Annotated in this window: 12 protein-coding genes; 5 read left to right on the forward strand and 7 right to left on the reverse strand. The window is 59.5% G+C overall.

The window, feature by feature from the left end; all coding sequences use genetic code 11:
* Window positions 1–7 precede the first annotated feature (7 nt).
* The 5 genes from P9M14_12895 to fusA form a co-directional block, all read right to left on the reverse strand.
* The gene (locus tag P9M14_12895; protein MDP8256641.1) at window positions 8–1,351 is read right to left on the reverse strand and encodes a sigma-54 dependent transcriptional regulator; all 1,344 of its coding nucleotides are present in this window, start codon (window positions 1,349–1,351) and stop codon (window positions 8–10) included.
* On the reverse strand, window positions 1,352–3,034 hold the full coding sequence (locus P9M14_12900; GenBank protein MDP8256642.1) for an ATP-binding protein: 1,683 nt from the start codon (window positions 3,032–3,034) through the stop codon (window positions 1,352–1,354). It lies immediately after the preceding gene.
* A gap of 129 nt (window positions 3,035–3,163) precedes the next feature.
* Entirely contained in the window at window positions 3,164–4,081 is a 918-nt protein-coding gene (locus tag P9M14_12905) for an alpha/beta fold hydrolase (protein ID MDP8256643.1), read from the reverse strand.
* 59 nt (window positions 4,082–4,140) lie between these two features.
* The gene (locus P9M14_12910) at window positions 4,141–4,851 is read right to left on the reverse strand and encodes a hypothetical protein (GenBank protein MDP8256644.1); all 711 of its coding nucleotides are present in this window, start codon (window positions 4,849–4,851) and stop codon (window positions 4,141–4,143) included.
* Window positions 4,852–4,860: 9 nt separating this feature from the next.
* Window positions 4,861–6,951, reverse strand: a complete 2,091-nt coding sequence (fusA, locus tag P9M14_12915) for an elongation factor G (GenBank protein ID MDP8256645.1) — start codon at window positions 6,949–6,951, stop codon at window positions 4,861–4,863.
* 155 nt (window positions 6,952–7,106) lie between these two features.
* Here fusA and P9M14_12920 point away from each other — a divergent pair, with 155 nt between their 5' ends.
* The 4 genes from P9M14_12920 (at window position 7,107) to P9M14_12935 (ending at window position 11,730) form a co-directional block, all read left to right on the forward strand.
* Window positions 7,107–8,495, forward strand: coding sequence for a DUF2142 domain-containing protein (locus tag P9M14_12920; GenBank protein MDP8256646.1), 1,389 nt, complete (start codon window positions 7,107–7,109; stop codon window positions 8,493–8,495).
* An 11-nt stretch (window positions 8,496–8,506) separates the two neighbouring features.
* The gene (locus P9M14_12925; protein ID MDP8256647.1) at window positions 8,507–9,388 is read left to right on the forward strand and encodes a patatin-like phospholipase family protein; all 882 of its coding nucleotides are present in this window, start codon (window positions 8,507–8,509) and stop codon (window positions 9,386–9,388) included.
* An 86-nt stretch (window positions 9,389–9,474) separates the two neighbouring features.
* Window positions 9,475–10,476, forward strand: a complete 1,002-nt coding sequence (locus P9M14_12930) for a nitronate monooxygenase (protein MDP8256648.1) — start codon at window positions 9,475–9,477, stop codon at window positions 10,474–10,476.
* A gap of 93 nt (window positions 10,477–10,569) precedes the next feature.
* A complete protein-coding gene (locus P9M14_12935) occupies window positions 10,570–11,730 on the forward strand; it encodes a M64 family metallopeptidase (GenBank protein MDP8256649.1) in 1,161 nt (386 codons plus the stop codon).
* Between the two features lies 1 nt (window position 11,731).
* Here P9M14_12935 and P9M14_12940 read toward each other — a convergent pair whose 3' ends face one another.
* Together P9M14_12940 and P9M14_12945 are read right to left on the reverse strand one after the other, a co-directional pair.
* Window positions 11,732–12,118 carry a PIN domain-containing protein gene (locus P9M14_12940; GenBank protein ID MDP8256650.1) on the reverse strand — a complete coding sequence of 129 codons (387 nt, stop codon included), beginning with the start codon at window positions 12,116–12,118 and terminating at the stop codon, window positions 11,732–11,734.
* Complete coding sequence (locus P9M14_12945; protein MDP8256651.1) at window positions 12,111–12,335, reverse strand: type II toxin-antitoxin system VapB family antitoxin; 225 nt, start codon at window positions 12,333–12,335, stop codon at window positions 12,111–12,113. The genes P9M14_12940 and P9M14_12945 overlap by 8 nt, the downstream gene beginning before the upstream one ends.
* A gap of 302 nt (window positions 12,336–12,637) precedes the next feature.
* Between P9M14_12945 and P9M14_12950 the strand changes: the two genes are divergently transcribed.
* The gene (locus P9M14_12950; protein ID MDP8256652.1) at window positions 12,638–14,206 is read left to right on the forward strand and encodes a hypothetical protein; all 1,569 of its coding nucleotides are present in this window, start codon (window positions 12,638–12,640) and stop codon (window positions 14,204–14,206) included.
* Window positions 14,207–14,214: the final 8 nt, after the last annotated feature.

A 14,214-nucleotide genomic window follows, 5' to 3' on the forward strand; every position in this document is an offset into this window, starting at 1 on the left:
GAGATGGTTACTTTTTAAGATCGTACTTCTTGATCTTGTTGTAGATCGTCACCCGGTCGACCTTGAGCACCTCGGCGGCGCGGGTGATGTTCCATCCGGTCTGATCCAGCACGCTGGCGATATGGCGCCGCTCGACGTCCTGCAGCGACTGTAGTCTCTGGTTTTCCCCGCCCTGGCTGCTGGGAAACGACAGTTCCTCCACGTCGATCAGCTTGCCGCGCACCACCACCACCGCGCGCTCGATCACGTTGCGCAGCTCGCGCACGTTGCCCGGCCAGGAGTAGGAACGCATGCGCTCCAGGGCTCGCGGGGTGAAGCCCTCGATGTTCTTGTTCATCGACTGGCAGTACTTTTTCAAAAAATACTCGGCCAGCCGCGTCACGTCGTCGATCCGCTCGCGGATCGGCGGCAGGGTGATCATGAACACGTTGAGCCGGTAGTAGAGGTCCTCGCGGAACTCGCCCTGTTTGACCAGCTGCTCCAGGTCCTTGTTGGTGGCGCTGATCACGCGGAAGTTCGACGTGATCTCCTTGGAGCCGCCCAGGCGGTAGAACTGTTTGGTCTCGATAGCGCGCAGGATGTCGATCTGCATCTTGGTGCTGATGTCGCCGATCTCGTCGAAGAAGATCGTGCCCTTGTCCGCCATCTCGAGCTTGCCCTTGCGCGTGTACTGCGCGCCGGTGAACGCGCCCTTCTCGTGGCCGAACAGCTCGGACTCGATCAGGCTCTCGGGATACGCGCCGCAGTTCATGGTGATCAGCGGGAAGTAGCGACGGTTGGAGTTCATGTGGATCGCCTTGGCGATCAGCTCCTTGCCCGTGCCACTCTCACCGCGGATCATCACCGTCGAGTCGCTCTTGGCCACCTCGGCGACCATCTTGAGCACCGAGTTCATCGCCGGGGTCGAGCCGACGATCTCGTCCACCGCGAACAGCTCGTCCACCCGCTCGCGCAGGGCCACGTTCTCGGTGAGCAGCGCCATCTTGTCGATGGCGTTGCGGATCAGGTGGCTCAGTTCGTCCGGATCGATCGGCTTGCAGACGTAGTCGTACGCGCCGTCCTTGAGCGCCTGGATCGCAGTGTCGACCGAAGCGAAGGCGGTGATGACGATCGTGATGATGTCCTTCTTAATTTCCTTGATCCGCTTCTGCAGCTCAATGCCGTCCATGCCCGGCATCTTGATGTCGAGCAGCACGATGTCCCAGTGCGATTCCTGCAGCTTGGTCAGCGCCTCGTTGGCGTTCTCGGCCGCGCCGACCCGATAGCCGTCCGCGGCGAACCAGTTGTAGAGCGAGTCCCTTACCGAGAACTCGTCGTCGACGATCAGAATGCCGATGTCCTGCGGATTCACTTACGAGCTCCTGTCTTGGGTGTCGGTCGGGGGCGCCGACTCGGCGGGCTGATTTTGTTGATCGAGGTCCAGCTTGCGCGGCAGCCGGACGTTAAAGGTGGTGCCTTTATCGATGACCGATTCAACGCTTATCGTGCCGTGATGAGACTGGACGATACCATAGACCACCGAGAGCCCCAAGCCCGTCCCCTTCTGCTGGTCCTTGGTGGTGAAGAACGGCTCGAAGATCTTGCCCAGCACGTCGTGGGGGATGCCTTTGCCCGTATCGATTATCTGAAAACCGACGTCCTCGCTTGAGCTGCCGTCGGTGCGTACAATCAACTTGCCGCCTTTGTCCATCGCCTCGTTGGCGTTGACCATCAGCGCGATCACCATCTGCTGCACTCCGCTCTGATCGCACTGCAGGGTGTCGTCCTCGGAGTCGTACTCGCGGATCAGCTCGACGTTGTTCACATCGAGGCTGTGCTTGATCAGCGCGATGCTCTTGTCGATCACGTTGTGCAGCCGTCCCTCGGAGTACTCGCCGAACGAGCGGCGCGCGAAGGTCAGTAGGTTGCGCACGATCTCGCCGCAGCGTTTGACCTCGCCGGCCGACAGGTCGAGGTAACCCACGATCGACTTGTCGCGCTCGGCTGTGGGCTCCTTGGTCCCCAGCAGTTTGCCCGAGAGCTTGATGTAGCTCAGCACGCCGGAAAGCGGGTTGTTGATCTCGTGGGCCACCATCGCCGAGAGCTGGCCCAGGGACGCCAACTTCTCCGCGGTGAGCATCCGCTCGTGGGCCTTGCGCAGTTCCTCGGTGCGCTGGTCGACCTTCTGCTCCAGGGTGCGGTTCCACTCCCGCAGCTCGTCGTTGGCCTGTCGCAGCTTGCGCGTCATCACGTCGAAGGACCTGGTCAGCCGCCCGATCTCATCCGGCGTGGCCGTGGGAAGCCGCACGTCGAAATCGCCGTCGGCGATGCGTGCCGTGGCCGCGGTCAACTGCTTGATCGGCCGCATGGTCCAGCGGGCCAACGTGAACACCAACAGCACGATCACCACGGTCACGCACAGCAGCACTATCGAGAGCACCTTGAGGCTGGCGGTGTAGGGCTCGACAACCTCGTCCTCGAAAGCAGCGGCCACGATCACCCAGTCGTACGGCTCGAAATAGCCAAACTTGGCGATCTTGAGCGTGGTGTGGCCGCTCACGGGATCGGGCCAGGGGTAGCGGTTGATCGCCACACTGCTCACGGGCAGAGTCAGCGCCTCATCGCGCATCTCCAGGAAGTGCTGGGACCCCTCCTCGCCGAGCTGGAAGATGTTCTGCCCCTCCAGCAAGGGGTGGATCACGATCTGTCCCGAGCTGTCGAAAACGTAGCAGTAGCCGGTCTCGGCCACCTTCAGGTCCTCGATGATCGTGCGCAACGATTTGAACTCGTTGCCGTCGTGCCAGGCCGGAGAGGCGCCGGTAACAGCGTCGACGTTGCCGCCGACACGGATCCGGTCCAGGGCCTCCTGGGCCTCGCAGAGCATCAGCAGGCTCTTGACCACGTGTTCCAGATCGCGCTCAGCCTGCTCGATGCTGCTCTGGCGAAAACTGTTGAGCGAGAACAGGGCGTAAGTCACCAGCGGCAACAGCGCCAGGCAAAGCACCATTACGATGAGCTTGTTTTCGAACTTCCAGTTGCGAAACCCTAAGCCCATTAATTACCCGAGAAATAAGCAATTTAACGCGAATGAATTTTCAGGTTAGCAGGGCACTATCCGGAAGTCAACGCGCTGAATTACTGGAAATATGCGCAAACACGGGGTGTTGCGGCACCCAAAAGGTGCCTATTGAAACCACTCTACGAGCAGCGGATTGACCGCCTCGGGCAGTTCCTGGTGGCACAGGTGCCCGGCCTCGGGGATCACCTCGAGCCGCGATCCGGCCACCTGACCGTGCAGCCGCTCGCCGTACTCAAGGGGCACCCATTGATCCTGCTCGCCCCAGAGGATCAGCAATGGCCTGTCCAGGTCTGCGTAGCGCTGGGTCATCCGGATGTAATCCTCGGAAAAATAGTCGTTCATCAGCCCGATCAGCGCGTCGGCGTACCCGGGCTTGTTCAGCGGCCTGGCATACTCGTCCACCAGCGCCTCTGTTACCGACTGGTCGTGAAAATAGACCTCGCGCAACGAACGCCGGATGGCCCAGCGGTCGGCGAAGACGCGGGTCAGCGTGCGAAATCCCGGGGCAAACAGCAGGCTGACGTGCCCCTTTTCGTGGAAGCACGCGGGCGAGCTCACGGCCAGACGTCCCACGCGTTGAGGAAACTCGAGGGCCAGGTAGAGCGTAATCCCGCCACCCATGGACGAGCCGATCAGGTCGAAATGCTCGAGGCCCAGATGGTCGGCCAGGGCAATCACCGCGGCCGACTGGTTCTCGATCGAAAAGACGTATTCCTCGCCGGGCACCCCTGAGCGTCCCATTCCCGGCTGGTCGATCAGGATCACCCTCCGGCCGGACTCGACCAGGGGCCGGACGTTCTTGTTCCAGCAATAGCCCGAGTCGGCGAACCCGTGGACCATGATCAGCGGCTCGCCCTGTCCCACGTCGATGTAATGTAGGTCGTGCCCGCCGACCTGCTGCTGATGGCGGTAAGGCGCAACGTAGTCGTTCCACTCCGCGTCGCCTTGGCCGATCTCGACCTTACAGCCGATAAGCGCCAGGGCCAGGCAGAGGATCAACGCCGCAAGGGGCGTTCTGTTCATTTACGGAACCCTCCGATGTGTTCTGATGATTTAACACATCAAGGGAATTCAGATAAGGGCTATACGTCTTGTTCGACCAGCAGCATGGTGATCGGGTCGAGGCGTAGCGGCGGGGAGCCGGGCATCTGCTCGTCGTGATCCTTGAGCAGCTCGATCAGCACCTTGTCGGCCTCGGGCCGCAGCTTGATTACTACGCTGAAGTGCTCGGCCAAGCGCGCTATGGGTTGGGGCATCCCGAGCTGTTGGTCCGGCGGCTGATGGCGGTGGGTCAGAGCCGAGAGCCAGAGCTCAACGTTCTTTTCCCGGGCCAGCACTTTGAGCGCGGCAATCTGATCCGCGCCGGCCTTCTCCAGGTCCAGGCCGTCGATCACGATCGTCGTGGGCTTGAAGTCCATGTTCTCATCGAGGAAGTCCAGCGCCTGTCCAAGCCGTGCAGCGCTGAACCCGCGGTCGAGAAAGCTCTGGATGTTGCGTAGGCGCTCCAGCTCCAGACGATCGCCGGACGATACTTTGAGCAGCCCGAGGCGCGCGGCCTCGTCGAGGATCTCGTCGTACCACTGGCGCACATGCGCCACCGGATGGTCCAGGGCCACGTGCAGGGTCTGCTGCCCGCGCAGCAGCGCGTCCAGGGCGAACTGCACCAGGCAGGCGCTCTTGCCCACACCCGCGCGCGCGGCGATCACGCCCATGTTGCCCTTGCCCAGACCGCCGTGCATCGACTCTGCCAGCACGCGTAGCGGCCCGATCCTTCTTAACGTCTCGGCGACCATCGCTCTCTCCTATTCCGCCTGCGCGCCGTGTACCCGGTCAGCATAGCGGCGCTTGAGCTCCTCGGCCACACTCTCGGGCACGGGAACGTGCCGCGCCAGCTCCATTGTGAACTCGGCCTTGCCCTGAGTCGCCGAGCGCAGGTCAGTGGAGTAGCCGAACATCTCGGCCAGCGGCACCTCGGCCTCGACCATGCAGAACCCGGCGTCCTCGGTGGTGCCGACGATCAGGCCGCGCCGCTGCATCAGCGTGCGCAGCACCGCGCCCTGGTGCTCGACCGGGCACTCTACGGCCACGCGCATCAGCGGCTCGAGAATCCGCGGGACAGCCTTAAAATAGACGTGGCGGAACGCGCCGCGGGCCGCGGCCTGAAACGCGTTGTCCGAGGAGTCCACCGCGTGGGCCTTGCCGTCGGTAAGCACCACGCGCAATCCAGTAACCGGAAAACCGATCACCCGTCCGCGATCGAGCATTGCGGCGAATCCCTTTTTAACCGAGGGAATGTACTCGGTGGGAACGTTGCCGCCCTTGACCTCGCTGACGAACTCGAACTCTTGGCTTTCCTCGGTCGGCTCGACATAGCCGACAATGCGTCCGAACTGGCCGGATCCTCCGCTCTGCTTCTTGTGCAGGTAGTCGAAATCCGCGCGCTTGGTCACGGCCTCGCGGTAGGCGACCTGGGGCGCTCCGGTCTCGACCGCGGCGCCGTATTCGCGGCGCATCCGCTCGACGTAGACATCGATGTGCAGCTCGCCCATGCCGCTGATTACTGTTTCGCCGCTCTCGGGATCGGTGAAGCAACGGAACGTCGGGTCCTCGCGCACGAAGCGCTGGAGCGCCTTTGACAGCTTGTCCTGGGCCTGGTTATCCAATGGTTTGACGGTCAGGCTGATCACCGGCTCGGGCACGTGCATCGCACTCATCCCGGCATTGAAGCTGCCGTCGGTAAAGGTGTCGCCGCTGGCGCACTCCACGCCGAACAGCACCACGATGTCACCGGCCTCGGCCACTTCGATATCTTCCATCTGGTCCGCGTGCATCCGCACCAGCCGCCCGATGCGGATTTTCTCGCCGGAGCGTTGGTTGATCATCTGCGCGCTGCGCTTCATACGGCCCTGGTAGAGCCGCAGATAGGTCAGCTGGCCAAAGCGGCTTTCCTCGATCTTGAACGCCAGGGCCAGAGTCGGGCTTGTGGGGTCGCACTTGACCTGCCGCTGTTCACCGCTCTGGGTCTCGACGTAAGTGTTCTCCACCTCGTGCGGCGCAGGCAAATAGCTGGTGACCGCGTTGAGCAGCGGCTGCACGCCCTTGTTCTTGAACGCCGAGCCCAGCAGTACCGGGGTCAGCTCGAGCTTGATCGTGGCCGTGCGAATCGCCGCCTGGATCAGCTCGGGCGTGGCGCGCTCCTCGAGCAGCGCCTCGGTCAGCTCGTCGCTGTGCAGCGAGACCGCGTCGAGCAGCTGCTCGCGCGCAGCGGCCGCCTGCTCGGCCAGCTCGTCGGGGATCGGCGCCTCGCGCAACTGCGAGCCGTCGGCTTCGTCAAAATACAGCGCGCGGTTGTACACCAGATCGACCACACCCTGATGTTCGGCCTCGAGTCCGATCGGCAGTTGCAGCGCCACGGCGTTGACGCCCAGCTTGTCGCGCAGTTGCCGGGCCACGCGCAACGGATCGGCGCCCGTGCGGTCGCACTTATTGACAAAGGCCAGGCTCGGCACGCCGTAGCGCCTCATCTGGCGGTAGACGGTCAGGGTCTGGCTTTGAACTCCGGCCACGGCGCACAGCACCAGCACCGCGCCATCGAGCACGCGCAGGGCGCGCTCGACCTCGATTGTGAAGTCCACGTGCCCCGGCGTATCGATGATGTTGATCCGATATCCGTCCCACAGACAATGCGTGGCCGCGGACTGGATCGTGATCCCGCGCTCACGCTCGAGTTCCATCGAGTCCATGGTCGCGCCCACGCCGTCGCGGCCGCGAACCTCGTGCATCGCGTGGATCCGCTCGGTATAGAACAGTACCCGCTCGGTCAAGGTCGTCTTGCCCGCATCGATGTGGGCGCTGATTCCGATGTTGCGCAGCTTGTTGATGTTCTCGGTCATGGGGACGCTGTCCTTACTAATCCTTATTTTACTACGGTCTAAAACAAACTCCTGCCGGGCCAACGCCGACAGGAGGCGCGTTGTTTATACCCTCGGGCCGCTGATGTCAATCCGGGATTTCACATCTTTTACGCTTAAGGGTATGCTTCCAGCCCATGCACCAGGGTAAATCGGCCGCGATAATCGCCGGGGTATTGCTCTTTGTGTTGGCCCTGGTCAACTGCCTGTGGTGGTCCGCGTCGATCGAGTACAACGGCGCCCCGGACGAGTACGAACACATCAAGACGCGGCGCTTCATCGCGGAGCACGGCCGGCTGCCCAGATCGGACGACCCGGGCTTCGGCATCCACCTGCTGGACTCGAACACCAAACAACCGCTCTACCCGCTGCTCGATGCGCACAGCGGCGCAATGCTTTTCCCGACCCACGCACGGATCGACCTCAAGCATCGCTACGAGGTGCGCCAGCCCTACATCTGGACGCCGCAGTTGGCGCATTTGCTCGCCGGCAGGGCCATGCGCCTAAGCGGCATGCAGGGACTGAGCGCAACCCGGGCGTTCAACGCGCTGTGCGTGGCGGCCGCGGCCCTGCTGTGCTTCGTTGCCGGAATGATCGCCGGTCAAGGGCGTCTCGTGCCCGCCCTGGCGGCCGGGGCTGGACTGGCGCTGTGGCCGCAACTGACGTTCATCGGCGCCTATGCCAACGACGACGCCTTTGCCGTGTTCTCGGTCGCCGCGCTGCTGGCGGTCTGCTGTAGCATCGAGCTACGCGGCCTGAACTATTGCCGAGCATTGCTGCTCGGCCTATGTATGGGCCTGGCGCTGCTCTCCAAGCTCTACGTCTACGCCCTGTTCCCGCTGCTCGGGCTGTGGCTGCTGCTGCGATTGCGCGCCCAGGGTCGCAACGCCGTGGGCCCGGGCATCCTGGCGCTGGTCGCGGCCGCGCTGTGCAGCGGATGGTGGTTCGTGCGCAACGCCGTGCTGCTCCAGGGCAGCGTGCTGGGACGCGACGTGCTCTACCAGCAGATCAAACGTTTCAGCCAGGCACTGCCGCCCGAACTGGCCCAGCGCACGCACCTGCTCTACGCCGACTCGTTCAGCCGACTGGGCCAATCCTGGAGCGAGTTCCCGCTGCTGCGCTGGCTGAAGATCACCTTTGCCAGCTGCTACGGGATGTTCGGCTGGATGGATCGCATCCTGCCCCCGGCGCTGTACTGGATCGCCTTTGCCGCGTTGCTGCTCGGGTTGGCAACGGCCGCGGCCGCCGCGGTTCGTCGAGGCGAAACACGCCTGCGCCTGCCAAGCGCGCTGTGGCTGTTGGGCCTGCCCTACATGTTGCTGCTGTTGCTGCTCTCGCTGTACAACTCATACTACGTGGACATGCAGCCCCAGGGCCGCTATTTGCTGAGCAGCCTGCCCGCGCTGCTACTGCTGGCGGGTTTTGGCGCGGCGTCGTTGCACGGCCGATTGGGCCGCATCGCGCCGTTGGCTTTGTGCGCGTTATATCTTGCATTCAACCTGCTTTGCCGTTTGCAATACGTTTGAGGGAGTCACTTTTGACGCAAGGACGCAAACGCGGCCTGGTGCTTTCGGGCGGCGCCGCCCTGGGGGCGTTCCAGGCCGGCGCATTGATTACGCTCAGCCAGCGCGGCCTGGAGTTCGAGGCGATCGCCGCGGCCTCCATCGGCTTGCTGCACGCCCTGGCCTGGAATCGCGGCCCGCAGTTCGTGCAACGCTTGGACCAGACCTGGCGCGAGGATGTGGCGCGCTTCTCGCCCTTTGAGCCCGGGGCGCTGCTCGAGTTCAAGAGCCCCTTTAAGTTCCGCGGCGCGCTGACCGACCTGGTAGCCAAATACCGCGACGACCATCCGGACGCCGACGCGCCGGGCCAGGTGCCGATCTACGTCGCGCTGACCGAGGCGCTCAGCGGCGAGCCGCGTGGCTACTGCCTGTCTGCCCCCGAGCTGGATGCGGAAACGCGCGAGGCTGTTCTGCGCGCCGCGGTAAGCATCCCGCCGCTGGGCGATCGCGCGGTGGAGATCAACGGCGAGCGGCTGTACGACGGCGGGTTCTCCAACAACGCGCCGATCAGGCTGCTCGATGAATTGAACCTGGACGAGATCTGGCTGATCGATCTGACACCGACGGCAATGCAGACCCCGTTGCGTCGTGGCTTGGCCCAGAGCGTGGACAGGCTGCGGCAGCGACAGCTCAACCCCTGGATCACCGGCGCCGCCGCCATGGCCAAATCGCGGCTGGGCGGGCCGGGTCGCAAATCACATACGCGGATAGTGCGGATCGCCTACGACCCACGGGGGCTCGAGTTGCTGCTGCGCGGGGCGCGCGGGCTGACCTTTTCCCAGCGCAACATCGACCGCCTGCTGGCGCTGGGGCGCGAGCAGGCCCAACGCGTCTGGGACCAATACTTCTCCGGTTGAGCCGCGTGTAAGCCCATTACGAATATGCTAGTTTGAGCATCTTCACTTGCCCGCATTAACAGTGCGGGCTAAATCAGAGGTTGACGATGAAAACGCGGATGACCGAGCTTTTCGGAATCGAATACCCGATCCAGTGCGGCGGCATGCTCTGGCTGGCCAATCCCGAGCTGGCCGCGGCGATCAGCAACGCCGGCGCGATGGGCAACCTGACCTCGGGCAACTACAACACGGGCGACGAGTTCCGCGCGGCGGTCGACAAGACGCGCGAGCTGACCGACAAGCCGTTCATCGTCAACATCACCACCATGCCCTCAATCCGCCTGCCGATCGAGCTGCTGCAGGAGTTCTTCTCGATCTGCTGCGAGAAAAAGGTGACGGCGATCGAGATCGCGGGCGCGCCCGTGGACCGCTTCCTCGGACCGCAGTACCTGCCGATGGCCAAGGAGGCCGGGGTCAAAGTGCTGCACAAGGTCGGCACGGTCAAGCACGCGATCCACGCCCAAAAAGTGGGCTACGACGCGGTGACCATCGCTGGGTTCGAGGAGGGCGGCTTCCCGCATAAGGACAACGTGAGCACCATCGTGCTGCTGCCCAAGACCGCCGAGGCCGTGGACATCCCGGTGATCGTGGCCGGCGGAATGGTCGACGGCAAGTCGTTGGCCGCGGCCCTGGCTCTCGGGGCCGACGGGATCATGATGGCCTCGCGCTTCCTGGCGACCAAGGACTGCGCCGTGCATCCGAACATCCACCAGCTGCTGATCGAGCGCAACGAGATGGACACCTCGCTGCATCTGCGCACCCTGCTCAAGGAGTTCGGCCTGCAGGTGCGCGCCCTGACCAACGGGATCATGCGCAAGGTGGCGCAGGTCGAGGAAGAAGGCGGCGACTTCGGCGAGCTGTTCCCGCTGATCTCGGGCCAGCGCGCCAAGGAGGTCTGGCAGACCGGCGACGCCGAACAGGCGATGCTCACCGTGGGGCAGTCCATCGGCCGGATCTACGACATCCCGACCGTGGACGAGCTGATTCAACGCATGGTCCGCGAGGCCGAGCAGGCGCTGAGCAGCGCCCTGGAGCAGGCGCGGGCGTAGCAACACCTATTCCGCTTGCATTCCATAATAGGTGTGCTATACATTCAGGCCATACGTATATCTTTTTGATAATGTTTTTTCTGGAGATGCGCGATGGAACTGCGTCGCGAGACTTTACTAAACAGCGGTGCGGACAATGCGATGTACAACATCGTCTTGCTTCCCGACGGCTACACCGAGCTCGAGCTGCCGCAATACATCAAACACTGTTGGGAGTTCGTACGCGGCCTAAGCGAGCTGCCGTGGTTCAGCACCCTGCAAAACGCGATCAACATTCATGCACTGCTGATTCCCTCGGCGCAATCCGGGGCCGGCGAGGGCGACGCGCGGGACACGCCGTTCGGCGCACATTACGGTGAGATGATCGAGGGCGGCGTCAAGCGGCTGATTGAAATCAACGATCAACGTGCGATTCAAATCCTCGAGCAGGAGCTGTCGCAGTGGAACGCCGCGATGGTCGTGGTCAACGGTCACCAGATGGGCGGATCCGGGGGCACAAAGCGGAACCAATCGTCGCCGAACAAACGCGTGGCAGCTGCCGCGGCAGTGGCCAACTGGCTGCCGGTGGCAATGCACGAGCTGGGCCACTCCGCGTTCGGCCTGGCTGACGAATACGATTCGGCCATCCCCGACGCCCCGGACAACATCGAGGACTATCCCAATGTCACCGCGGAGGTCCGGCGCGAGCGGATCAAGTGGCGCCGCTTCATCGAAGCCGACACACCGCTACCCACGCCGCTGGATCTGGGGTTCGCCGATCGGATGCTGGTCGGGCTGTTCGAGGGCGCGTTCTACCGCACACATGGGGTCTTTCGGCCCACGCGAATCTGTGCAATGAGTACGCTTTCCAAGACCATCCCCTTTTGCCGTGTGTGCATGCAGCGCATCATCGACACGCTACGGCCGCACTTCAGCTCGCGTCCGGCCCTGGCCTGCGATGCGCATCTGCTCAGCACCGCCTATCGGCTCTCCCCCCGGCTCGAGCTGTGCAACGTGGGCAACGTCCCGGTCAAAAACATCGAGGTTCGCGCGTTCGAGGCCGAGTTAGACCAAGACAAGCTGCTCAAGTCTGACGTCAAAGCGGACAAACGCTTCAAGGCGTTGTTCAAATCACCGCACGCCTCATTGCAATCTGACGAACGTCTTTTCGTGGATCTGCAGTTCGCCGATCTCAACTCCAGCCCCGACTACGGCTGCCTGACCTTCTACAGCGACGCGGGTGAGCTCGACGTGTTTTTAGAGGTTTGGGCATAACTTACAAGGTTTTGTAACGCCTGAGCTGCGGCAGCCGGTCGAAGTGCTTATCCAGGGAGAGCAGCTGGACTCCGAGGCGCAGGCAAAGCGCGGCGATCAGCGCGTCTGTGGCCGGAATGATCTTGCCCTTGGCGCGTAATTCGCCCCGCAGCTTTCCAACCGAACGCCAGTCTTCGCGGTCCAGTTGAACGTAGGGCAAGGCCTCGAAAAGAGGCAACAGCGTCTTCCTCTCGCGCGGGCGCAAGCCGTGAAGCAGCTCCATCTCCACCACGCCGCAGAACAACGCCCGGTCGGACTCCAGCAGACCGTCCACCGCCCGCTGAATCCGGCGCTCTGATCCGCGCAACGCGGCGATCCAGGCCGAGGTGTCGATCAACACCTCACTCATCGATCCACTCCGCCTCCCGCAGCTCCTCGGCCCGCAAATTCTCCAGGTCGACCGCGTCGATATCGACCTTGCCCAAAATCGAACGCAGCTTCTCGATCCGCTTGCGACGCACGTGCTCCCGCAACGCCAGGGCCACGGCCGCGGTCTTGGTCTTGGCCGAGGTCACGCTCATCACCTCGCGCACCAGACCCTCATCGAGCGTAACCGTAGTTCTCATGCCATTTCCTCGCATGTATTTTCATGCATATTTTATGATCTAATTTGTAACGATAAAAGAAGTTTAATTATGCCTATTACACCAGCAGAAGACGTACTGTTAGCCGATTTCAACCCCGTCCCAAACGACAGTTGCCTGACGTTCCTCTGCGACTCGGGCGAGCTCGGCGTGCTCGTTCAGTTTTTATGTGGAACAATTACCTTTACTCGGAATAGTAGACAATCCTTTACTTTATTTTATTATCATTTATAATTCTTGACATACTATTTTCAAAGGTATAATATTATTTTTAGGGGTGTTCAATGTTATTTCATGATGAAACAATTGATGGACTTATAAGCCAAAATGATTCCGTCGACGCTTTCATTCATCTTATTTATAATGATTTCTGTGGTAACCTGAACATTCTAGATATTAGCCCCGATGATAAGTGCCTTATCGAGGAATTCATTAAGGTCACGAATGATCATGGCCTTGATTATCCTCAATTCAATGAATTGCTGCTGCTATTAAATCAGAAACGTATTTCGGAAGGCTTCTTTCACTTTCTTTTCAACGATAGATTGTCTAACATTGAAGATCTTAAAAACGGCATCATTAGTTTCCGAGGATTTGCCTTCTTGTCTTTTGGTCAATTTTTTAATGCGTTCGAACATCTACGAAATCTAACCTTGACCCAATTACAAGAAAGATTGAAGCCTTTTAGTACACCACGACATCAAATAGAACATTCTTTTAAAACAAGACATGATAAAGTTTTAAAAATAAAAAGAATTGACAAGTCGCTCGTATATTACAATGGATTTATCACAAAAGAGCACTATACAAGGGAAGCGAAGCTATTAAAACAATTTTTAGAAGAGCGTAGATCGCTAGGCGATTATGGTGTATCGCCTATAGATTTAGAAAAAGAATACAACATTATTGGAAAGGACATTGAGCTGACAGAAAAAACTGCAAAGCAAAATACAGACATTTATCTCACGTGGGATTTTCTAGATATTTACATATCTACTTCCATGAGACAATCTTGGGAATTCCGTGAAACATATGAGTTTATTGACAACCTATTTTCTTCTTCTGCATTATCTGATCTCAATCTTAGATATTTTGATCCAACACAGTCACTGTGTCTTAATAGAATTGACAAAGGATTAATCGAAGGCCTAATGTTAAAAAGGGCATCATGCAATATATACATGGTTCAAGAATTCGACACAATGGGAAAAGATTCCGAATTAGCTGCAACGCTTGCCCAAGGTAAGCCAGTAATTGCATATGTTCCTCAAATACAAGACCTAAAACAATTCAATAATAAGATCATAGGCTACCCATTAGACTATCATTATCATCGATGCATTGAAATGCAAACTCAAAGCAAGGCACTTGATAAAGATTACGAAAAAGAAATGATTTCAAACGGCTGCGATGCTAGCCTAGTTGATGATTTCATCACTCTTTATTTGGAACATCGAGATAAATACCCTTTTTCGCTTTATAGAAAAGACCGTGAAATATTTCTCAACCGCTACGATAATTTTAGCCAATTATGTACAGCTATCTCCATTTTTTCAAAACACATGTATGACAAACGTGCTAAAACATTAAAAAGCATTCATCCATTATCTGTGCAAATCCACCTTGAGTCCGGTGTTGCAAATGGAATCCTTGTAGTTCGGGACCCAGACACCTGCTCAAAATTGCTCCGAAAAATATTATTAAATGACTTGGAATTCCAAACAGAGTATGTCGGCAAAAAACCAAATGGGGTGTGGGCATTGACAGAAACTATTTCTGGCTGTCCATTCCGTGTTGTCACAGAAAATCGTCGTTTGACTAACTCATTTTGGAATTTCTACTTGAATTCGTAGGGTCATCA

This window comes from Candidatus Alcyoniella australis (assembly GCA_030765605.1).
GTDB lineage: Bacteria > Lernaellota > Lernaellaia > JAVCCG01 > Alcyoniellaceae > Alcyoniella > Alcyoniella australis.

Coding starts and splice junctions, on each gene's coding strand:
- P9M14_12950 (MDP8256652.1), top strand. CDS start 12,638: ATGTTATTTCATGATGAAACAATTGATGGACTTATAAGCCAAAATGAT.
- P9M14_12940 (MDP8256650.1), bottom strand. CDS start 12,118: ATGAGTGAGGTGTTGATCGACACCTCGGCCTGGATCGCCGCGTTGCGC.
- P9M14_12900 (MDP8256642.1), bottom strand. CDS start 3,034: ATGGGCTTAGGGTTTCGCAACTGGAAGTTCGAAAACAAGCTCATCGTA.
- P9M14_12935 (MDP8256649.1), top strand. CDS start 10,570: ATGGAACTGCGTCGCGAGACTTTACTAAACAGCGGTGCGGACAATGCG.
- P9M14_12910 (MDP8256644.1), bottom strand. CDS start 4,851: ATGGTCGCCGAGACGTTAAGAAGGATCGGGCCGCTACGCGTGCTGGCA.
- fusA (MDP8256645.1), bottom strand. CDS start 6,951: ATGACCGAGAACATCAACAAGCTGCGCAACATCGGAATCAGCGCCCAC.
- P9M14_12920 (MDP8256646.1), top strand. CDS start 7,107: ATGCACCAGGGTAAATCGGCCGCGATAATCGCCGGGGTATTGCTCTTT.
- P9M14_12905 (MDP8256643.1), bottom strand. CDS start 4,081: ATGAACAGAACGCCCCTTGCGGCGTTGATCCTCTGCCTGGCCCTGGCG.
- P9M14_12930 (MDP8256648.1), top strand. CDS start 9,475: ATGAAAACGCGGATGACCGAGCTTTTCGGAATCGAATACCCGATCCAG.
- P9M14_12945 (MDP8256651.1), bottom strand. CDS start 12,335: ATGAGAACTACGGTTACGCTCGATGAGGGTCTGGTGCGCGAGGTGATG.